Annotated in this window: 20 protein-coding genes; 19 read left to right on the forward strand and 1 reads right to left on the reverse strand. The window is 35.7% G+C overall.

From position 1 onward, the window contains the following. Positions 1 to 49: 49 nt before the first annotated feature. The 17 genes from NTZ27_12435 to NTZ27_12515 all read left to right on the forward strand — a co-directional run bounded on the left by NTZ27_12435 (position 50) and on the right by NTZ27_12515 (position 19,726). On the forward strand, positions 50 to 2,488 hold the full coding sequence (locus tag NTZ27_12435; protein MCX6175552.1) for a PAS domain S-box protein: 2,439 nt from the start codon (positions 50 to 52) through the stop codon (positions 2,486 to 2,488). 20 nt (positions 2,489 to 2,508) lie between these two features. Then, entirely contained in the window at positions 2,509 to 3,519 is a 1,011-nt protein-coding gene (locus NTZ27_12440) for a response regulator (GenBank protein MCX6175553.1), read from the forward strand. A gap of 183 nt (positions 3,520 to 3,702) precedes the next feature. After that, positions 3,703 to 4,908 (forward strand): ATP-binding protein, encoded by a 1,206-nt coding sequence (locus NTZ27_12445; GenBank protein ID MCX6175554.1) that lies wholly within the window; start codon positions 3,703 to 3,705, stop codon positions 4,906 to 4,908. A 226-nt stretch (positions 4,909 to 5,134) separates the two neighbouring features. Next, positions 5,135 to 6,784, forward strand: a complete 1,650-nt coding sequence (locus NTZ27_12450; GenBank protein MCX6175555.1) for a response regulator — start codon at positions 5,135 to 5,137, stop codon at positions 6,782 to 6,784. A 536-nt stretch (positions 6,785 to 7,320) separates the two neighbouring features. Further along, the gene (locus tag NTZ27_12455) at positions 7,321 to 9,336 is read left to right on the forward strand and encodes a PAS domain S-box protein (GenBank protein ID MCX6175556.1); all 2,016 of its coding nucleotides are present in this window, start codon (positions 7,321 to 7,323) and stop codon (positions 9,334 to 9,336) included. Between the two features lie 56 nt (positions 9,337 to 9,392). After that, positions 9,393 to 9,761: a response regulator gene (locus tag NTZ27_12460; GenBank protein MCX6175557.1), complete on the forward strand. Its 369-nt coding sequence runs from the start codon at positions 9,393 to 9,395 to the stop codon at positions 9,759 to 9,761. Positions 9,762 to 10,085: 324 nt separating this feature from the next. Beyond that, entirely contained in the window at positions 10,086 to 10,265 is a 180-nt protein-coding gene (locus NTZ27_12465; protein ID MCX6175558.1) for a hypothetical protein, read from the forward strand. 462 nt (positions 10,266 to 10,727) lie between these two features. After that, positions 10,728 to 12,209 carry a DUF4070 domain-containing protein gene (locus tag NTZ27_12470; protein ID MCX6175559.1) on the forward strand — a complete coding sequence of 494 codons (1,482 nt, stop codon included), beginning with the start codon at positions 10,728 to 10,730 and terminating at the stop codon, positions 12,207 to 12,209. A gap of 288 nt (positions 12,210 to 12,497) precedes the next feature. After that, positions 12,498 to 14,780: a glycosyltransferase family 4 protein gene (locus NTZ27_12475; GenBank protein ID MCX6175560.1), complete on the forward strand. Its 2,283-nt coding sequence runs from the start codon at positions 12,498 to 12,500 to the stop codon at positions 14,778 to 14,780. Then, positions 14,777 to 15,742: a glycosidase gene (locus tag NTZ27_12480; protein ID MCX6175561.1), complete on the forward strand. Its 966-nt coding sequence runs from the start codon at positions 14,777 to 14,779 to the stop codon at positions 15,740 to 15,742. The genes NTZ27_12475 and NTZ27_12480 overlap by 4 nt, the downstream gene beginning before the upstream one ends. A gap of 96 nt (positions 15,743 to 15,838) precedes the next feature. Then, a complete protein-coding gene (locus NTZ27_12485) occupies positions 15,839 to 16,474 on the forward strand; it encodes a hypothetical protein (protein MCX6175562.1) in 636 nt (211 codons plus the stop codon). Continuing rightward, positions 16,449 to 16,811, forward strand: coding sequence for a DUF4404 family protein (locus NTZ27_12490; protein MCX6175563.1), 363 nt, complete (start codon positions 16,449 to 16,451; stop codon positions 16,809 to 16,811). Before NTZ27_12485 ends, NTZ27_12490 begins: the two co-directional genes overlap by 26 nt. A 6-nt stretch (positions 16,812 to 16,817) precedes the next feature. Further along, positions 16,818 to 17,036, forward strand: a complete 219-nt coding sequence (locus tag NTZ27_12495; GenBank protein MCX6175564.1) for a hypothetical protein — start codon at positions 16,818 to 16,820, stop codon at positions 17,034 to 17,036. A gap of 18 nt (positions 17,037 to 17,054) precedes the next feature. Beyond that, entirely contained in the window at positions 17,055 to 17,270 is a 216-nt protein-coding gene (locus NTZ27_12500; GenBank protein ID MCX6175565.1) for a hypothetical protein, read from the forward strand. A gap of 74 nt (positions 17,271 to 17,344) precedes the next feature. Further along, positions 17,345 to 17,725 (forward strand): hypothetical protein, encoded by a 381-nt coding sequence (locus NTZ27_12505; protein ID MCX6175566.1) that lies wholly within the window; start codon positions 17,345 to 17,347, stop codon positions 17,723 to 17,725. Positions 17,726 to 17,759: 34 nt separating this feature from the next. Next, the gene (locus tag NTZ27_12510) at positions 17,760 to 19,313 is read left to right on the forward strand and encodes a glycosyltransferase family 39 protein (GenBank protein MCX6175567.1); all 1,554 of its coding nucleotides are present in this window, start codon (positions 17,760 to 17,762) and stop codon (positions 19,311 to 19,313) included. Between the two features lie 53 nt (positions 19,314 to 19,366). Then, the gene (locus NTZ27_12515) at positions 19,367 to 19,726 is read left to right on the forward strand and encodes a hypothetical protein (GenBank protein MCX6175568.1); all 360 of its coding nucleotides are present in this window, start codon (positions 19,367 to 19,369) and stop codon (positions 19,724 to 19,726) included. A 66-nt stretch (positions 19,727 to 19,792) separates the two neighbouring features. Here the strand turns inward: NTZ27_12515 and NTZ27_12520 are convergent, their stop codons facing one another. Next, positions 19,793 to 20,656, reverse strand: a complete 864-nt coding sequence (locus tag NTZ27_12520) for a hypothetical protein (protein ID MCX6175569.1) — start codon at positions 20,654 to 20,656, stop codon at positions 19,793 to 19,795. A gap of 573 nt (positions 20,657 to 21,229) precedes the next feature. Here NTZ27_12520 and NTZ27_12525 point away from each other — a divergent pair. Beyond that, positions 21,230 to 21,454: a hypothetical protein gene (locus tag NTZ27_12525; protein ID MCX6175570.1), complete on the forward strand. Its 225-nt coding sequence runs from the start codon at positions 21,230 to 21,232 to the stop codon at positions 21,452 to 21,454. Between the two features lie 47 nt (positions 21,455 to 21,501). Further along, a complete protein-coding gene (locus NTZ27_12530; protein ID MCX6175571.1) occupies positions 21,502 to 21,627 on the forward strand; it encodes a hypothetical protein in 126 nt (41 codons plus the stop codon). Positions 21,628 to 22,047 lie beyond the last annotated feature (420 nt).

Raw genomic sequence — 22,047 nt, forward strand, 5'->3', positions numbered from 1 at the left:
ATTTTTAGCACTAAATAGTTACATCTTAAATTAGATATAGGTTAGTATAATGGCAAAGATTAATAAAAAAGAAAGAATAAAATCAGCTATAAAGCCGTCCCTCTCGAAAATCAAATTGAAATCCGCTGATGAAGTAAGTGAATTCGCCGAGAGTGTGATCAACACTGTGCGTGAACCTTTACTTTTACTGGATAAAGATTTAAGAGTAGTCAAAGCCAGCCGTTCATTCTATGATTTCTTCAAGGTAAGCTCCGATGAAACAATTGGAACGCTTATATATGATTTGGGAAATCACCAGTGGAATATTCCAAAACTGAGAGAACTTCTGGAGACAATCCTTCCCGAAAAAACAACATTCGACAACTATGAAGTTGAACACGACTTTTCTACAATCGGTAAACGCATCATGCTTTTGAATGCCCGGCAAATTCAAAGAGCCCTTGGAAAAGAGAAGATAATTCTTCTTGCCATTGAGGACATCGCTGAACGTAAGGGGATAGAAACCGGTCTGGAAAAAACCCGCAAAGAACTTGTGGTGATTAAAAAATCTGCAGATGAAGTAAGTGAATTCGCCGAAAACATAATCAACACTGTACGTGAACCTTTACTTTTATTGGATAAAGAGCTAAGAGTAGTTAAAGCCAGCCATTCATTCTATGAATTCTTCAAAGTCAGTTCTGAAGAAACGATAGGAACGCTTATATATGATCTAGGAAATCACCAATGGAATATACCTAAACTGAGAGAACTGCTTGAGACAATCCTTCCGGAAAAAACTACATTCGACAACTATGAAGTTGAACATGACTTTTCTACAATCGGTAAACGCATCATGCTTTTGAATGCCCGAAAAATTCAAAGAGGATCGGAAAAAGAACAGATAATACTTCTTGCCATTGAGGATATCACCGAACGTAAGGAGATAGAAGCCGGTCTGGAAAAAACCCGCAAAGAACTTGCGGTAATTAAAAAATCGGCAGATGAAGTAAGTGAATTCGCCGAGAACTTAATCAACACTGTGCGTGAACCTTTACTTGCACTGGATCAAGAGTTAAGAGTAGTCAAAGCCAGCCGTTCATTCTATGAATTCTTCAAAGTAAGTTCTGAAGAAACAATAGGAACGCTTATATATGAACTGGGAAATAACCAGTGGAATATACCTAAACTGAGAGAACTTCTTGAGACAATCCTTCCCGAAAAAGCAGCATTCGATAACTATGAAGTTGAACATGACTTTTCTACAATCGGTAAACGCATCATGCTTTTGAATGCCCGGCAAATTCAAAGAGGATCGGGAAAAGAACGGATAATACTTCTTGCCATTGAGGACATCACCGAACGTAAAAAAAATGAGAACGAACTTTCAAAAGCAAAAGCAGAAGCCGAACGGGCCAATTTTGCAAAGAGTGAATTCCTTTCCCGTATGAGTCACGAACTTAGAACACCAATGAATTCGATTCTCGGCTTTGCACAATTGATGGATATGGGAGAACTAAATCCGTCTCACAAAAAAGGTGTAGATCAAATCTTGAAAAGCGGAAAGCATCTTCTAAATTTAATAAATGAAGTGCTCGATATGGCCAAGATTGAAGCTGGACGGCTGACTGTTTCGCCGGAACCGGTTGAAATTTTCGGTATTATTTTGGAAACGATTGATATTGTTCGTCATCTCGCTGAAGAAAATCAGATCAAGCTCGAATCAGATGCTTCAACTACTGAAAGACTCTTTGTAAAAACAGATCACCAGCGTTTGAAACAAGTGGTGAGGGTTGAATGTACAATAAAGAAGTCGGAAGGGAGAAATGAGAATGTAATTCGGATTAGTGTGACTGATACGGGAAAAGGTATTGCTCAAGAATACATTGAAAAACTTTTTAAACCGTTCGAACGCATTGGCGCTGAACGAACAGAAACTGAAGGCACCGGACTTGGATTAGCCATTTCTGAAAAATTGATTGAAGCAATGGGTGGCAAAATTGGTGTTGAAAGTGAGGTCGGCAAAGGAAGTACTTTCTGGATTGAACTGCCTCAGACGGAAGGACAACAGAATCACTACGAACGAACAGGTGAATTAACAAAACTGGAAGCTGAAATAACACAGAACAGCGGAACTATTTTGTATATCGAAGATAATCTTTCGAACATACAATTAGTTGAACAGATTTTAGAAATGCATCGTCCATCAATTAAATTGATAACGAATATATATGGTAAAAATGCAGTTCAATTTGCAATTGATTACAAGCCGAATTTAATTCTGCTTGATCTCGATCTGCCCGATATACACGGTAGTGAAGTGATAAAGCTGATACATGCAGAACCGAGAACAGCGAAAATACCGGTTATTATTCTTAGCGCGGATGCAATGACAAAACAGATCGAGCAATTAATGGAAGCCGGAGCTGAAGATTATCTGATAAAACCGATTGATGTAGTACAATTTTTGAAAGTAGTGGATAAGTGGATAAGGAAAAGTAGTAAGGAGTGATAATTTCAAGGGAATAAATCATGAATGATTCAATACTAAAAAATGCAAACATACTAATTGTAGATGATCAACAGGCTAATATAGATGTTCTTACCGGGCTGCTTGATGCTAAAGGTTTTACAAACTATATAACCACTAAAGACTCCAGACAAGTTTTTAAGTTGTTTGATGAGTTCAAACCGGATTTACTTTTGCTTGATCTGATCATGCCGAACTTAAACGGTTATGAAGTGATGATGCAATTGAAAGCTCTTATTCCAGCCAATACTTACTTCCCCATATTAGTACTCACCGCCGATATAACACCGGAATCTAAACAAAAAGCACTTGCCAGCGGCGCAAGTGATTTTCTTGCAAAACCGTTTGATTTGATAGAAGTTGACCTTCGAATAAAAAATCTGCTTAAAGTCCGCTATCTTCACCAACAATTAGAAAATCAGAATCAGATTGTAGAAGAGAAGGTGAAAGAAAGAACCAAAGAACTTGAAAAGGCAAACATAGAATTGAGAGTTGCTAAAGAAAAAGCCGAACAGTCAGATAAAGTGAAATTCGAATTACTTAATCAGATGTCGCTGACGGAAAGTCAAAAGAATCACCACGAACGAATAAGTGAATTAACAAAACCGGAAGCCGAAATAACACAGGACAGCAAAACTATTTTGTATATCGAAGATAATCTTTCGAACATACAATTAATTGAACAGATTTTAGAAACGCATCGTCCTACTATTCGTTTAATAACTAATATGTATGGCAAAAATGCAGTTCAATTTGCAATTGATTACAAACCGGATTTAATTCTGCTTGATCTCAGTTTGCCGGATATTCACGGTAGTGAAGTGATAAAGCTGTTACAGGCAGAACCGAGAACAGCGGAAATACCAATTATTATTCTTAGTGCATACGCAATGAGTCGTCAGATTGAAATATTACTTGCAACTGGAGCTAAAGATTATCTCATAAAACCGATTGATGTAGTGCAATTTTTGAAAGTAGTGGATGAGAGGATAAGAAAAAGTAGTAAGGTTTAAGAAGTATGTTGATGAATGATAGAAGAAAGCTTTGCAACCTTTGCGCCTGCCTGCGGTAGGCAGGTTTAATGCTTTTAAAGATTTAGGCTAAGAGACTACCGGCATAGCCGTCCCCCGGGAGAAGTATCCGCAAAGAAAATAGTTATAAACTTCATAATAAATAAACAATAGAAGGATAAAACCTTGATTGATTCATCACTAAAAAACGCAAACATACTAATTGTAGATGATCAACAGGCTAATATAGATGTTCTTACCGGGCTGCTTGATGCTAAAGGTTTTACAAACTATACAACAACTAAAGACTCTAGACAAGTTATTGGTTTGTTCGAAGTGTTCAAACCGGATTTACTTTTGCTTGATTTAAGCATGCCACACTTAACCGGTTTTCAAGTGATGATGCAAATGAAAATTCTTATTCCAGCCAGTACTTACTTCCCCATATTAGTACTCACTGCCGATATAACACCGGAATCTAAACAAAAAGCACTTGCCTGCGGTGCAAGTGATTTTCTTGCAAAACCATTTGATTTGATAGAAGTTGACCTTCGAATAAAAAATCTTCTTAAAGCCCGATATTTTCACCAACAATTAGAAAATCAGAATCAGATTTTAGAAGAAAAGGCGAAGGAGAGAACCCAAGAACTTGAAAAGAGAAACATAGAATTAACAGCTGCTAAAGAGCAAGCCGAAGAGTCAGATAAACTGAAATCCGAATTCCTCAATCAGATGTCGCACGAAATAAGATCTCCAATGAATGCCGTCTTGAGTTTTACAAATATATTAAGAGAAGAGATTATAGAAAAACTAACGCCGGATCTTTTAGACTATTTTGATGAAATTGACTCTACCGGTCATAGACTGATTAGAACTGTTGATTTAATTTTGAATGTTTCTGAAATGCAAGTCAGCACATATGAACTATCTTTTAGAGAATTCGATTTACTAAAAGAAATTATCGGAAAAATTATAAATGATAACATGAAGTTAATAGAAAGTAAGGGACTAAAATTTAATTTTTTCTCAGATCTATCAAAAGCAATAATAGTAGGTGATCAATACAGCATCTATCAAATATTTGTGAATTTAATAGACAATTCTATCAAGTACACAAAGAAAGGATACATTTCTATTAACGTTTCAAAAGATGAACAAGGAATAAATGTTAGCATCGATGATACCGGCATAGGTATATCAGAAGAATTTTTGAAAATAATGTACCACCCGTTTATGCAAGAGGATAGAGGAAACTCTAGAAGATATGATGAGAACGGCTTAGGTTTTTCACTCGTAAAAAAATATTGCGATTTGAACAGAATAGCTCTCACAGTAGAATCAAAGAAAGATGTAGGAACTAAGTTTACTTTGTTTTTTACCTGTCCAAAATAGTTAAATAAATGGACCACCTATTTTAGAGAAATACGAAAATGAAAAGTTCTGGAAGAAATTGGAACATAGACTTGTCTACGGGCAGGCAGGTATGCATCGGTATGAAAATATATGTCCCTTAATTATCCTTTGCAGAATAAGTCATAGGTAGATACAATTTCACTTGAAGAAAGGATTTGAACAATATATCTACAATGTTAAATGATAATTTAAGTGGAAATAAGCCATGATAGCTTCTACACTGATAAACGCAAAAATTCTCATTGTAGATGATCAACAAGCTAACATTGATGTTCTTACCGGGTTGCTGGATGCAAAGGGTTATACAGACTATACCACAACAACAGATTCACGAAAAGTGATCAACTTGTTCGAAGAATATAAACCGAATTTACTTTTGCTTGATCTGAACATGCCGCACTTAACCGGTTTTCAAGTGATGATGCAATTGAAGGTTTTTATTCCAGCCAATACTTACTTCCCCATATTAGTACTCACTGCCGATATAACACCAGAATCTAAACAAAAAGCACTTGCCGCTGGCGCAAGCGATTTTCTTACAAAACCATTTGATTTGATAGAAGTTGACCTTCGAATAAAAAATCTTCTTAAAGTCCGCTATCTTCACCAACAACTAGAAAACCAAAATCAGGTTTTAGAAGAAAAGGTGAAGGAAAGAACCAAAGAACTTGAAAAGGCAAACATAGAATTGATAGTTGCAAAAGAACAAGCTGAGGGAATGAACCGCTTAAAAAATTGTTTCCTTTCTAATATGAGTCATGAATTGCGAACGCCCTTAATTTCTGTACTAGGTTTTGCAGAATTGCTTCAGCAAGAATTAAAAGATCCCGAACAATTGGAATTTGTTAAAAACATAATGGAAGGAGGACAAAGATTAAACAACACTTTAAGTAAAATTTTAGAAATCTCAAAACTTGAAGCAGCAAATTCGTTTTTAAAATTGCAGCCGTACAATCTTGCTGACGAGATAAAAGTATTAGTAAAATCGTTCTTACCTATGGCTCAATCAAAGCGGTTATTCCTCAAAACAGAACTTAATGATACTTCTCTAAATGTTTATATAGACAGTGAACTATTTGGTAAAGCGCTCTATCATTTGGTCAGCAATGGAATCAAGTTTACAAAAGAAGGGGGCGTTTTAGTTACATTGAATCATGAAAGAAAACAAGACCACGATTGGGCTGTTACCAAAGTAATTGATACGGGCATTGGAATATCAAAGGAGAATCTAAATAAAATCTTTGATGCTTTTAGACAAGCAAGCGAAGGTAATAGTAGAAACTATGAAGGGACAGGACTTGGAATAACAATTGCCAAAAGAATTGTTGAGTTAATGCAGGGTTATTTACAAATCGAAAGTGATATTGGTAAAGGATCTACCTTTTCAATTTGGCTGCCAGCAATACCAAATAAAAATCAGATACATCATCAGATCGAAGAAAAATTGGCAAGTACAATAGTTAAACCACCTACTATAAAAGAAAAAGGGTTACCAAAAATATTAATTGTTGACGATAACTCCTCCAATCGTTTGTTTATGAATCATTGTTTATCAAGTTATGTGAGAATAATTGAAGCTGAAGATGGCATAACGGGTGTTACATTTGCATCAAAGGAACACTTCGATCTAATTCTTATGGACATAAACCTCGGTGCAGGCATTGACGGTGTTGAAGCAATGCATCAGATAAGAAAAATTCCGGGATATACACGTGTACCAATTATTACTGTTACTGCTTACGTTATGTTCGGGGATAAGGAACGGTTTTTAAGCGAAGGTTTTGATGATTATTTAGCAAAACCATTTTCGAAAAATATTTTAGTTAGTTTAGTAGAAAAATGCCTTGCAAAATGAAGAAGTGAATCAGGGTTTAATAATACAGCATACTTGTCCAAATCCAAAACTCCGCCAACGTATAAAATAGCGTTGAAATTGTATGACACATTTACAATTTATTACTGAGGGGACCATATATATAGATAGAAAAATATTTTAATTACTGGTTAATATTTAAGACCGTGTTCGCACTTCTTTATTAAGATCTATTTTGCTTGATTTTGAAAATAGACTTAAAAAACTCACTAAAGATCTAATCCCTTTTTCATCCTTTTGATAGATTGATTTTATATCCAAAATAGTTGCATCTTTCTGTTATAATGAGTAAAAACTGTTCAACAATAGTATCGGCGGGGATCGTTTCAATAGTTGTGGCGGATATGATTCTTCATTAGCCATTCGCAGTATTCTTGGCATTGCTTGGATGCTTCACCAAACGCCGGATGCAATAGTTTTTGAAGCGGTTATATCGAAAAGCCAATTGACCCGGAGATACTATTATTTCTCAAATGAAATAATTCTTCAAAGGGAAAGAATAATTAAAAGGTTAAGCTATGACAAATATTCTAATCGTTGATGATATACGAGAAAATTTATATCTGCTTGAATTACTTCTTAAAGAAAACGGATATATTACTGTCTCCGCTAAAAACGGTGCGGAAGCATTAGGCCTGGCTCGAAAAGATATTCCGGATCTTATCATTACGGATATTCTTATGCCTGTTATGGATGGTTTCACTCTGTGCCGTGAATTTAAAAAAGATGAGAAACTTTGTAACGTCCCTTTCATATTTTATACTGCGACTTACACAGATCCAAAGGATGAAGAATTTGCTCTTAGTCTTGGGGCGGATAGATTTATAGTCAAACCTCATGATCTGGGAGAGTTTATTGTAATTGTAAAAGCACTTTTAAAAGAGGCGAAAGGAAAAAATATCCAAACGACAGAAACACCTTCAACTCCAGAGACTGTAATCTTAAAAGAGTACAATGAAGCTCTTGTGCGAAAACTCGAAGATAAAATGTTGCAGGTAGGGCAATCAGAAAAAGATATTAGAAAATATAATATCCTACTTCTTAAAGAAATAGAGGAACACAAACGTGCAGAAGAAGCGCTGCTCGAAAGCGAAGAGCGTTACCGCAAGTTAGTAAATTTATCTCCAGATGCTATTGTTGTACATTCCGGTGGCAGATTCATTTTTGTTAATCCTGCGGCTGTAAAACTCTTCGGAGGGAAAAATCCTCAGGATATACTTGGTAAGCCCATTATCGAATTTGTACATCCGGATTTTCGAAACATAGTTCAAAATCGGGTGCAACAAATAAGCAAGGGGCAAACAGTGCACCTGATTGAAGAAAAATTTATTCAATTGGATGGAACAGTAATAGATGTAGAAGTGGCTGCAATGCCTTTTAGTTATGAAAGCAAACCATCTGTGCAAGTAGTCGTTCGCGACATTACAGAGCGCAAACGTGCCGAAGAAGAAATTATAATGCTTGCTCACTCTTTAAGAAGTATAAATGAGTGTGTTAGTATCACCGATATGGAAGATAAAATTATTTTTGTCAACGAATCATTTTTGAAGACTTATGGTTACGATGAAAATGAACTGGTAGGAAAACATATGAGCATAGTACGTTCACCCAACAATCCACCGGAATTAGTTAAGGAAATTTTACCAGCCACAATACGCGGAGGATGGCAAGGTGAATTGTGGAATAAAAGAAAAGATGGAAGTGAATTCCCGATATATCTTTCCACAACAATTATAAATGATAAGGAAAGCAAACCTTTAGGACTAATTGGAGTTGCAACCGATATAACCGGGCGTAGACGTGCCGAGAAAGAACTGATAGAAGCAAAAGAGAGAGCAGAAGAATCCGATAAACTGAAATCTGAATTCCTCAATCAGATGTCTCACGAAATTAGAACTCCTATAAATGCAATAGTTGGAAATGTTGATTACCTCAATGATTCGGTTGGTAAAGAAATGAATTCCGATGCTCGCGATTGTTTTGATGGTATTGGTCTGGCTTCAAAAAGAATTATTAGAACTGTAGATTTGATACTTAATGCAGCAGAATTACAAACCAGCGGATATAATCCTTACAAAGTAAAAGTTGATCTCAATTCCGAGATACTTAATAAATTATATAAAGAGCATCAGCTTTCAGCTAAGCAGAAAGGATTAGAACTGATCTACACAAGTGAATCAAAGGACTCGCAAGTTTTAGCCGATGTATACAGTATTACTCAAATCTTTGCCAACTTGATAGACAATGCAATCAAGTACACAAAAAAGGGTAAAGTAGAAATACTTTTATTAAAGAATAAAACCGGTAATATTATGGTTGAGATAAAAGATACCGGAATAGGAATGAGTAAAGATTTTCTTTCAAGAATGTTTGATCCGTTTGTTCAAGAAGAGCAAGGATATACGAGAAGTTACGATGGCAGCGGATTGGGATTAACGCTTGTAAAGAACTATTGCGATATAAACAATGCCGTATTAGAAGTAGAGAGCGAAAAAAATGTAGGTTCAACTTTTAGAGTAATATTTAAGAGTTAGATCAAGAGCAATGACAATTTAGAAATTTTTGAAGCCCAACTATTGTGGAAATTAAAATGAAAAAAATGTTAATAGTAGAAGATGATATTCTATCTCAAAATGTAATGAGAAGAATATTTAAAAGTGATTTTGAAATTGATTTTTGTGAATCAGTTGATGAATATTATGAAAAATACTCGAAGACAAATTATGACGTAATAATAATGGATGTAGCATTAAAAGGAACTAAGAATGGTTTGGAGTTAATCAAAGAGATTAAAGCCGCACCTACATTTACGGGCACTCCCATACTTTGTCTAACCGCACATGCACAAACTAAAATGAGGCAAACGGCAATTGAGTCCGGTTCAGATTATTTCATAACCAAACCGGTTTCAAATAAAGTGCTTAAAGAAGCAGTTGAATTTCTTTTAAAATCAAAATAGTACAGAAATAAAATAAAAATTTAAGGGATGTTTTTTACAGTAGATTTATTGAGATGAAAAATATTTAGTTATCATTTGTATTTTATTTTGATAAACAATAGATAGAAAAATTTTAATAAGTTGTCAATATTTTAACACCTCATTCGCACTTATATATTCAAATCTATTTTGCTCTGTTTTGAAAATAGTCTTTTAAAAAATCACACTAAAGATCTAATCCCTTTTTCATCCCTTTGGATTATTTACTTCTATAAATCCTCTTTATACCTTAAATCACCATCATTAAGAATAAGTGAGGTATTTAAAAAACAAATAGGAGTAACAATGGAAAAGAAAAGAGTATTTAAGCAAAATTATGTTTCTTTAAATGAGGGATACAAATTCACAAACGGGGCTGTTGCAACCATATTAAAAGAAGGCAAAGAAAACGTTAAAATCAAAGTTGATGAAAAATCGTACCTTCTTCCATATAGGGATTTCATTATCCTAACAAAAAAAATCTGAAATGGATCGACTCGATTCCCAACATACAGACTTCTCAGCGATTTGTTTCCACACAGGATAAAAAAATAATTTAGTTACTGTCTTTTCACGAACAAGAAATAATTCTGAGTTAAGCTTATATCACTATTAGTGTGCTTGAATAATAATATTTTGTTTATAGCTCATCCAAAAGATGTAGTTCCTTTTTCATCCTTTTGACCGATTGAATACTTCCTCTTAACTGACGATTATAAAACGAGATTAAAAACAAACAATGCTCTGAGATAGAAAAATGATTTATGCCAGTATTTCTTCTACAGAAGAAAAATTTGTTATCGAGTTGAGGCACAAAATTGATTATGTAATTGAAAAGAAATTCGGGAGAATAAAATCTTTAAACAATAGAACAATCTATGTGTTTGTACAATTATTCTTCTCAATTATAAGACTGATTTTTAAAGAAGTATTCGTGAGATCTCGCTTATGAATATATTAATGGTTTATCCAATGTACCCAGACACGTTTTGGAGTTTTAAGCATGCATTAAAATTTGTATCGAAGAAAGCAAGCTTTCCTCCTTTGGGATTATTAACAGTTGCTTCGATGCTTCCAAAAGGATGGAACAAAAAATTAATTGATATGAACGCAAGCGACCTCACCGATAAAGATATTCTTTGGGCGGATTATGTTTTCATAAGCGCCATGTCAATTCAAAGTGAATCGGCAAATCAAGTAATTGAAAGATGTAAAAAGTTAAAAGCAAAAATTGTAGCCGGCGGACCTTTATTTACAAGCAGTTCCGAATATTATCAAAACATTGATCACCTAATTCTTAATGAAGCCGAAATTACTCTGCCGCAGTTTTTAAGTGATCTTAATAAAGGAAAACCGAAACAAAAATACAGTTCGGAAGATTGGGCTAATATTACAACCACCCCTTTACCTCTTTGGGAATTGGTATCTCTTAAAAATTATACTTCGATGAATGTACAGTATTCACGCGGTTGTCCTTTTGATTGTGACTTTTGTGATATCACAGTTCTTTATGGTAGGAAACCGCGTACAAAAACTAAAGAACAGGTGATAGCTGAATTAGATGCATTATATTTTACAGGATGGCGAGGACCGGTATTTTTTGTAGATGATAATTTCATTGGCAACAAAGTAAAATTGAAAAAAGAAATTCTCCCTGCAATTGCAGAGTGGATGGAAAGTAGAAAAAATCCGTTTTATTTCAATACGGAGGCATCAATCAATCTTGCCGACGATGATAAACTTATGCAGCTTATGGTTAAAGCGGGATTTGAGGCCGTGTTCATTGGCATCGAATCTCCGAACGAGGAGAGTCTGATAGAATGTAATAAAACTCAAAATAGAAATCGTGATCTTATTTCAAGCGTAAAGAAAATTCAAGAGTCAGGCATAGAGGTTCAGGGAGGATTTATTGTTGGGTTTGATAACGATCCACCAGCAATCTTCGATAAGCTTACAAACTTTATCCAGGAAAGTGGAATTGTAACAGCAATGGTTGGATTACTAAATGCACCTCAAGGAACGAAGCTTCAAAAAAGACTTCTTGAGGAAGGAAGATTGTTAAATGATTTTACCGGTAATAACACGGATTTTTCTATCAATTTTATTCCTCATATGGATTCCGAAGTGCTCATCAATGGTTATAAAAAAATTCTAAATACAATCTATTCACCCAAATTTTATTATGAACGCGTTATGCGCTTCATGAAAGATTTTGAACCGAAGAAGAAGAAAGTTTTTCATCTTAATCCTAATTACATCCTCGCGCTGTTTAAATCCATGTTCAAATTAGGAGTGGTCGGTGAGGAGAGAATCTATTACTGGAAATTATTTTTCTGGTCATTGTTCCGAAAACCGCAGCTATTTTCTTTAGCAATATTGTTTACGATTTACGGATTTCATTTCAAAAAAATATCCAATAGTTTTTATTAAGAGTATTTGCTTCCATCAATTGATACAAAGGCGATTGATGATACCACTGAGTTGTTTAAGTGTACGCAACAATTAAAAAACGAGATTGAGCGATGGAATTTTCAACATTAGCGATAATTGTTTTTGGACTCTGTGCAATTGTAATGATCATTTGCACAATAATACTTTACCCCGAATTGAGGGATGTAGTTAAAGAGCTCAAGAGAGATCTTTAGAGAAAATTTATTTAGTTGAATAATATCACTTATTCATATTCAACTCCGAAAAAACCAGAGGGAGTTCTTCATCTTGAAAAAAAGGGTAACAAGTTCCACTATCAACCGTATCGCCTTCATCGGAAATTATTTACCGCGTCAGTGCGGCATTGCAACGTTTACTACCGATTTGTGCGAGGCAATCGCTGCTCAATATGCCGGAACAACGTGTATTGCACTGCCGGTTAATGATATCGAGGCCGGTTATGCTTATCCAACACGCGTTCGATTTGAATTGACGGAGAAGGATATCGAATCTTACCTCCGGGCAGCCGATTTTCTAAACATTAATGATGTTGATTTAGTATGTGTACAATTCGAGTATGGAATCTTCGGTGGAAGAGCGGGCAGTCATATCCTTTCACTTTTACGCGAACTGCGAATGCCGATAGTTACAACTTTGCACACAATACTAAAAGACCCTGATCCAGATCAGAGGCGAGTATTGGAAGAAGTTGCTGCTCTTTCTGACCGGTTAGTTGTAATGAGTGAACGCGGCTCTGAATTTTTACAAAAAATTTATAATGTATCACCGAAAAAGATTGATCTGATTCCGCACGGCATTCCTGATGTACCGTTCGTTGATCCGAGTTTCAACAAAGATTTATTTGGAGTCGAAGGCAAAACAGTATTACTCAGTTTTGGTTTACTCTCCGCAAGCAAAGGAATCGAGACTGTTATTTCAGCTATGCCTGAAATAGTTGCGCGATATCCAGACTGCGTTTATATCATTGTCGGAGCCACACATCCTCACGTCATCAAACACGAGGGTGAAACTTATCGGCTCTCTCTTCAATGGTTAGCCCAGCAGAAGGGTGTGGAAAGTAATGTTATCTTTTACAACCGCTTTGTAAGTTTGGAAGAACTTGTTGAATTCATCGGTGCAGCCGATATCTATATTACACCTTATCTCAACGAGGCACAGATTACATCCGGAACTTTAGCTTACACATTAGGAGCGGGCAAAGCTGTTATCTCTACACCATATTGGTATGCACAAGAAATGCTTTCTGATGGACGGGGTGTGCTTGTTCCATTCCGCGATTATAAAGCTTTGGCAGAGCAGGTTATTAACTTGTTAGACAATGAAGCCGAACGGCACGCTATGCGCAAGCGTGCTTATAAGTTTGGACGAGCTATGATTTGGTCTGAGGTAGCGCAACGTTATATGGAAAGTTTTGAACTTGCGCGGGTAGAGCGTCGTCATTATATCCCACCGGGATTTATAGCGAAAGCACTAGATAAATATCCGGGCGAATTACCTCCATTAAAACTCGATCACTTAGACCGTCTAACGGATTATACCGGCATGTTTCAGCACGCTCTTTTTACAGTGCCTAATTATTCTCATGGTTATACTACCGACGACAATGCTCGAGCTCTTTTAGTAAGTATTCTCTTAGATGAACTGGGTAACAGCGAGAGTTTGGAATTGGCTTCCCGCTATCTTGCCTTTCTTGGATTTGCATTTAACGATCAAACAAAAAGATTTCGGAATTTTATGGATTATCAACGCAATTGGTTGGAAGATTCCGGATCGGATGATAGTCATGGCCGTTCATTATTAGCATTAGGAACAGTATTGAATCATTCTAATGCACTAGCACTAAAAGGTATGGCGGGCTGGTTATTCGAACAAACTCTACCTGCCATTCTCTTAACTACCAGCCCGCGCGCCTGGGCATTTGCACTTATTGGTATTTATGAATACTCACATAAATTCGGCGGTGACCGGAGAGCAAGTCAGGTACGTGATGAATTGGCAGGACGGCTTCTAACATTATATCAAAATAATCGTTCTGAAGAATGGCGCTGGTACGAAAAAACTCTTTCTTATTGCAACGCTGTTCTACCACATGCTTTACTCACATGCGGCAGATCAATTCCTAACAGAGATATGACTGATGCTGGATTGGAGTCATTAAATTGGCTTGTTGATTTGCAGCGCGCAGATGCAGGCCATTTTGTTCCGATTGGATCAAACGGTTTTTATCAGAAAGGTGGAGAGCGAGCTCGTTTTGATCAACAGCCTGTTGAGGCCCAAGCAATGGTATCTGCTTGTCTCGAAGCATTCAGAATTACCGGTGACAAATTTTGGAACAAAGAAGCTCGTCGAGCATTTGAATGGTTTCTAGGACGTAACGATTTAAATCTTTCAGTTTACGATCCAACAACAGGTGGTTGTCGTGACGGTTTGCATTCGGACCGTCTGAACGAGAATCAAGGTTCAGAATCAACTTTAGCTTTTCTACAATCATTGTTGGAGTTGCGTCTGGCTGAACAGACACATTTATCTATGGAGGCATTATTAAAATGAACAATCAACATGCATTACTTTTTCACCGTAATAAATTAAATCCGATTCTTACAGCTGATAATTGGCCATATCCTATCAATAGTGTATTCAATGCTGGTGCTACTTTACTGCCTGATGGAACAACATTGCTTTTGTGTCGCGTGGAAGATCGGCGAGGACTTTCTCATTTTTGTGCCGCCCGTTCAGCAAATGGCATAGATGGCTGGCTGATTGACCCGCAGCCAACTTTATTACCTGATCCGGATAACCATCCGGAAGAATTGTGGGGCATTGAAGATCCGCGCATAACTTTCGTTAAAGAATTAAAAAAGTACGTAGTCGCTTATACTGCATACACACGCGATGGTCCCGGTGTCTCTTTAGCGCTCACAGAAGATTTCCACAATTTTGAGCGCTATGGTATTATAATGTCGCCGGAAGATAAAGATGCTGCATTACTACCTTATCGAATTGACGGTAATTGGGCTTTGATTCATCGTCCTGTCAGCGCACCGAGAGCTCATATGTGGATTTCTTATTCACCGGACTTAATACATTGGGGAAGCCACAAGATAATGATGGATGCACGGAAGGGTGCGTGGTGGGATGCAAATAAAATTGGTCTTTCACCTCCGCCTATCGAAACACCGCAAGGTTGGTTGATAATTTACCATGGGTTGAGGCAAACATGTGGCGGATGCATTTATAGGTTGGGACTCGCACTGTTTGATTTGAAAAAACCTGAACTTTGCCTTAAGCGCGGGAGCGAATGGATCTTTGCTCCGGAAGAACTTTACGAGCAACATGGTGATGTTGGAAATGTCGTGTTTCCATGCGGATACACTATCGGTCCAGACGGCGATACTGTAAATATTTACTATGGCGCAGCAGATTCATGCATTGCCTTAGCTACTTGTAGTATTAAGGAGATGCTTCAGTGGCTTGAACAACACGATTCATACATAAAAGAGAAGATTATATGAAAGCATTACTGCAAAAGAAAAAGCTCTCATGGTTATTCTTACAAGATAGTGAGAGAGAAAATAATTATATGAATCACATTTAATAAGAGATACACTATGAAACTGTATAAAAAATTTATGATGGCTGCAGTATTATGCTGCTTAATGATTCTACTAGAAAGTTGTTCATCATCATCACTTGTTGATGTATGGAATGATCCGACTTATCATGAATCTCCATTGAAGAAGATACTAATCATCGCTATAAGAAAAGATCCCGTTCAGCGGCGAATTTGGGAGGATGCTTTTGTTGGTGAGCTCTCTAAGCACGGTGTTCAGTCAACATCATCATACCATTTGTTCCCGGATGTACTGCCGGATACAAATCAAATTATTCAAACTGTTCAAGAAAAAGGATTCGATGGAATTCTGGTGACTCGTCTTCTTCTCGCCGAAACGGAAACTCATTATGTTCAGAGTTATGTTACAACTGAACAAATATCACGATATAATATTTTTCGAAAAAGGTATGACACATATTACCATAACATTCAACATCCGGGATATGTTGAGTCTCAAATTATTGACCGTCGCGCAATAGATGTTTGGGTGATTAGGAATGAAGAACGAATGATTTGGAGCGCTACGAGTAACTCTCCTGAACGGAATACAGTAGAAGATGTTCAAAATGATATCGCCGAACTTGTGATACCTGAATTAACGCGGAATGCTATTATTAAATCTGGGAAGTAAAGAGATGGTGCAAAATACAATTGAAAAAATTGAAAAGAAGATTCGAATAAACAGTTCTCTTACTGAAAAAAATAAAACTGAACTTCTTGATCTGCTGACAACACTGAAGCCCGAAATGAAGAAGTTTTCAAAAGCACAAACTGAACATGCAGAGAGTATTGCCGGATTTATCGAGCGCTCAATACATGAAGCAATGCGAAGGGAGAAAAATCCAACCCTTTTAAAATTAGCAGTTGAAGGTTTATCTGCTTCGGTGAAAGGTTTTGAAATATCACACCCGAAATTGGTAGAAAATGTGAATTATATTGCAAATGCATTAGCTAACATGGGCATTTAAAATATTATGAATGATAAGAAAGTAGTAATTGGAATATTTGAAAATGAGTTATATGCGATAATAGCAACAAGAGAACTCAGAGAGGCTGGCATTAAGGCAAACATACTTAAGGATGGCAGTAATGTAACTTCGTATTTGTTACATCAAACAGAAGGTGTGCCACTGATGGTCCCTGATACTCAAGTAGAAGAAGTTAAGAAAATACTTCAGATAAAATTTATCTAATCAAGAAAGGATCAAAACATGAACACAAAAACAATTGGTCTCATCATACTCGTAATAGGTTTGTTAATGACTCTCTATACCGGATTTAATTATGTAACAAGAGAAAAAGTGGTGGACATAGGCAGTATTCAAATAACAAAGGATGAAGATCATACGGCAAGTTGGTCTCCATTTATTGGTATAGGAGTAATGGTAATCGGCGGAGTTGTTTTTTTATCCGGTAAAAAGAAATAGTTCAGACTGGGTTCAAACTGAATTGATTAGTGTGGAAAAAAACATTAAAAAACCTTACAGTTAACGGAGAAAAATTGAAAAGAAAAGTGGGTTTGTGGATTGACCATAGGAAAGCGGTCATCGTAAGTATAACAGGTGATTTGGAAGAGATAAAGTCAATCAAATCAAACATGGAAAAACATGTTCGATTTTCTGGTGAAGCGCAAGAAGACTCTGAAGAGGACATTCGCGACAGACGGTTTGCGAGTCATCTCAACAAATACTACGATGAGGTGATCTCGTTTATTAGAAATGCAGAATCTATTCTGATAGTTGGACCTGGTGAGGCGAAAGTTGAGTTCAAAAAACGTCTTGAGAGTGAAAAGCAAATTGGAAGAGTAGTTGGTCTTGAGACAGCTGACAAGATGACCGAACCTCAAATTGCAGAAAAAGTCCGGGAACACTTTTCAAAATAGAGCTTCTCAATCTTAAGCAGACAATGGTTGAATATTGATTAATTTTGTAATGCAATTAAAATACAGAAACCTACTTAAACAAATAGCGCTTGGAATATTAGGAATCATCGGGGCAAGTATTATCTTACTCCTTACAAGTCGTCACGGTGCCGGAATGACGCCCGACTCCGTCGCTTATATTTCGGCTGCAAGAAATTTAGCTGAAGGTCAAGGCTTTCTTACTTATAATGGCTTACATTTAGTTGTTCAGCCTCCTCTCTATCCAATCATGCTGGCTATAATAAAAAAAATAGTTTTCATAGACCCGTTGATATCGGCTGGTTATGTTAATGCCGCTCTTTTCGGCCTCATAATATATTTATCCGGATTATTATTGTTAAGGTACTTGAATTCATTTGCTTTAATATTTTTAGGAACGGTATCTGTTTTGATTTCATATGCACTTGTTCAAGCTTCTTTGATGGCTTTATCCGAAACTCTTTTTATTTTTCTTGTGCTTCTATTTCTTTATTATTTTGAAACATATAAATCAAAGCGGGACTTTGTTTCTTTATTCCTTTTTTCAATTTCGGCAGCCTTAGCCTGTCTTACCCGTTACACCGGGATCATAATTATTTTAACAGGTATAATATGCATCGTTCTCTGGACGAGGAATAATAAAAAAGAAAAGTTTTGGCATTCACTCGTCTTTTTGCTTATCACTGGTTTACCCATCACTATTTGGATTATTAGAAATTGTTTTCTTACAGGCACTTTTGTTGGGCAAAGAGCTGCATCTTCATATACTCTATTAGAGAATTTTAAATTTTTCTACGACATTGTTCTTCCATGGTATTTACCGTTGAATGCAACATGGATTTATTTCATTTTTATTTTTTTAATAGTAACAGCCTGGGTTTTCTTCGGATTAGATACGGCAAAATTTTCGAACAAAGAAGCAATAGAACTAATTGGTCCAAGTCTGATCTTCGTATTATTCTATTCCGGGGTCATTGTTATTTCATCAACCACCACAGCCTATGATCAGATATCCGATAGATTGCTCTCTCCGATTTATATCCCCGTAATTTTCATTTTATTTTTTATCTCCGATAAAATTCTTAGCTGGCTAACAAAATCTTTCCATCTCAAATTAATAACCGTTCTCTTTATAATTGGTATAGTACTGTTGATAGTATACCCGGTTAAGAAAACGATACATATTATTGAAGAGTATATCGAGCTATCCGGATCGGGATACAGTGCTGATTCATGGAGGAAAAGCGAAACTATTGAATATCTTACCCGGCATGAGATGTTGGGTAAAAGCTATACATTATATAGTAATGAACCGGAAGCTGTTTATATTCTAACAAATTTAAATACCAAGCGTAGTCCCGCCAAAACATTTTACAACTCTCCTCAACATTTTGATATTTATCCAAACCAAAAAGATAGTTGGCTAAATACGGAAAATGTTTGTCTAATCTGGTTTGATAAAACTAATCGCAGTTTTCTTTTTACAATTGATGAACTTCAAAAAAATATAAATATGACGGAAGTTGCGCATCTTAAGGATGGAGAGATTTATACTTTTTCAAAGAAATGATATTGGAATTAAAATCATTTCTCACTTAGAAGTAAAATGCAAATTGAAATCTGATGGATCTGGTTAGACTGTCCATATCCAAAACCCGTGCACATGTAAAAATTCACAATTATGATTGCTCTCATCTAGAAAAGAAGAAAAGATTTGCTGTCTGGATGAAATGTTTGGTAAGGAATGGAGGAATAACAATGAAGCTCTCTCCAATTGTTAAAGATACTTTTCATGGCCATGAAGAAGAACCGATCTCGATTCCTTATTCGAAATTTCTTGGGGGTTCTATTCAGAATTTCCAGCTATTTCCTAAAGAAGATAATTTCGAGCTGAAGCTGTGTTTTAGATTTGAAACAACAGAGGCAGAAAGAAAGCAAAGATCTGATCGTATCGGATTTTTACTTGTTAATTACGAAGCGTAAAAATAACGTTTATAATTCATAATCATTATTTTGATAACGGATGAGGTTTTGGCTAGGCACAGGCGGTCATTCAAGAATCACAAAATTTCTGTACTCTCCCAAACGAATGCCAAAGATATTTTCTATAATGTCTGAAAATAAATATCGTGCATTTGTAAAATTCCACGTAACCATTTTTTTATCAATACTAAAATCCCAATTTTGTGACTCGATTTTTTGCAGCATTACTTTAGGATGAGATTTATTATAATATTTCAGACCATATTGCTGTTCAAACTTAAATTCATCAAAAGCATTATCAAACTTATTTCCATGCCACAGCCGGGAAAAATGTTTATTCTTAAATCCCATATCTTCCGGACTTCTAACCCAACCATAGTGAAAAATCCGAGCTCCATTTGCTATTACATTTAATTTCCTGCCAACAATTTTGAATCCCTGTGCATCGCCTACAGATTTTACGCCGATATGATTTCGTACAATTCGAATTTCTCTTCTATACCAATTACGAGCTGTTGCTAAAACATTATAAGATCCATAAAAATGTAAGTAATCAAAAACGAAACCCTCTACCCTGTGATTATTTATATTTTTTTCGCAGAGTAATCGTATTTGTGGAAGGTCCTCTTCGTGACAGACTTCATCTCCCTGAATATAAAAGCACCAGGTCCCTTTACATTCTTCAAGTGCGATATTTGTCTGATTCGATAAAATGAGTCCATCTTTTTGCATGGAGGCATCCCAAGTAGAGTGAATGATGCGGATTTTAGAAGAGTTAATACTTTTAATAGTCTCTAACGTATCATCTTCACTTTCACATACATTCACAATAAATTCATCGCATATTGGAAGTATAGAAAGAATTGCTGCTACTGCCGGGTATTTTAGTTTATTAATATTTCTTACAAATGTAAAACCACTGATTAGCATTGCGAGTATCCTGTATATATCGTCAAATAGTTCCGGACAAAAGTCATGATTTTTTAAGAGATAGTTTTTGATAATCCCAAATTGTTAATTGATGGTTGATTAAGTAATAAATTTTGTTTTTTCCTTAGTTCTAAAGTTCTTCTTTTAATTTCTTCTCATTTTTCTTCAATCCTATGATGCCTGCCAAAATAAACATCCGCCGGTGTAACATTTTTCAACAATTCATGATAACGAAGATTATTGTAATATTCAATTGGTTCATAGGATGATACGGCGCTCCGTTGGTCCGTTGTATATGTAGCTCTACTTAATTTTATTATTAATTCACAATTTCTATATGTAATTTTCCCTTAACTATTGATAGAAAAAATGATTGGTGAAAGCAATTCAAATACATCACCACAAACCGGTGATTACTTAGAGGGCATTTATAATTATTGTGATAGATGGTGCACAAAATGTAATTACACAGAAAGATGTGCCACTTTTTCTCCCTTTCGCTATATTATATGGTAGCTTATTTCTACTTATTCTGTTTTGTTAAGATTTTGTTATAAGACTAGGAATGAATAAATGACATTTAGAAAAAGTACAACCGTCCGGCAATTCGCACTCTCCACTCCCTCAATAAAAGAAACTTGGGATATCCAAAAAGCTAAACTCAAAAAGAAGTATCCAAGTTTAACGGATAGTGATTTACGTTATGACGAAGGGAAAAAAGGTGTAATGTGGGAGAAACTTCAAATAAAGCTGGAACTAAGTAAAGAAGAATTGCGGAAGATAATTACAACAATATGATTTTTTTTGACACTGAATTTTAAACTAATTCAAAAAGGAAAAATATCATGAGCAAAGGTCAAGACAGTAAAAAGAATTCAAAGAAAGAACCGGCAAAAACCATGAAAGAAAAAAAGGCAGCTAAAAGAGAGAAGAAAAACGAAAAGATGAACCATGGAATTCTCAATCAATAACACTGTTGTTGGTTTGGATAAAAGCAGCTTTTGGAAAACAGTAACCGCCGGATTCATAATTTTAGATATTTAAAAACATAACTGAAATGGGAAAAATGATTTCTGATCATTGTTAAACATAGGCGGGTACCATTTCAACGATTACAAAAATAAATTGAGCATCATTGCGTTACAAATATAAAATGAAAGACGATGATGCAATGTCTCTATTATGTTTTTCGTTCCTTCTTTATTCATTTTTATGTAATTTATCAACGGGTAAATAGAGAAAAGGTAATTTATGATAGTTCACTATGCCCAACTCCAATCTAAAATATTCTGCTTTTGAAAAATACATCCTATTCATTTATCAATGTTCTTTTTGTCCAGTGACTTTCTTTAACGTGTTTAATATATTTAATTCAAAGTAACCTATAATTA

This window comes from Ignavibacteriales bacterium (assembly GCA_026390775.1).
Classification (GTDB): domain Bacteria; phylum Bacteroidota; class Ignavibacteria; order Ignavibacteriales; family Melioribacteraceae; genus Fen-1258.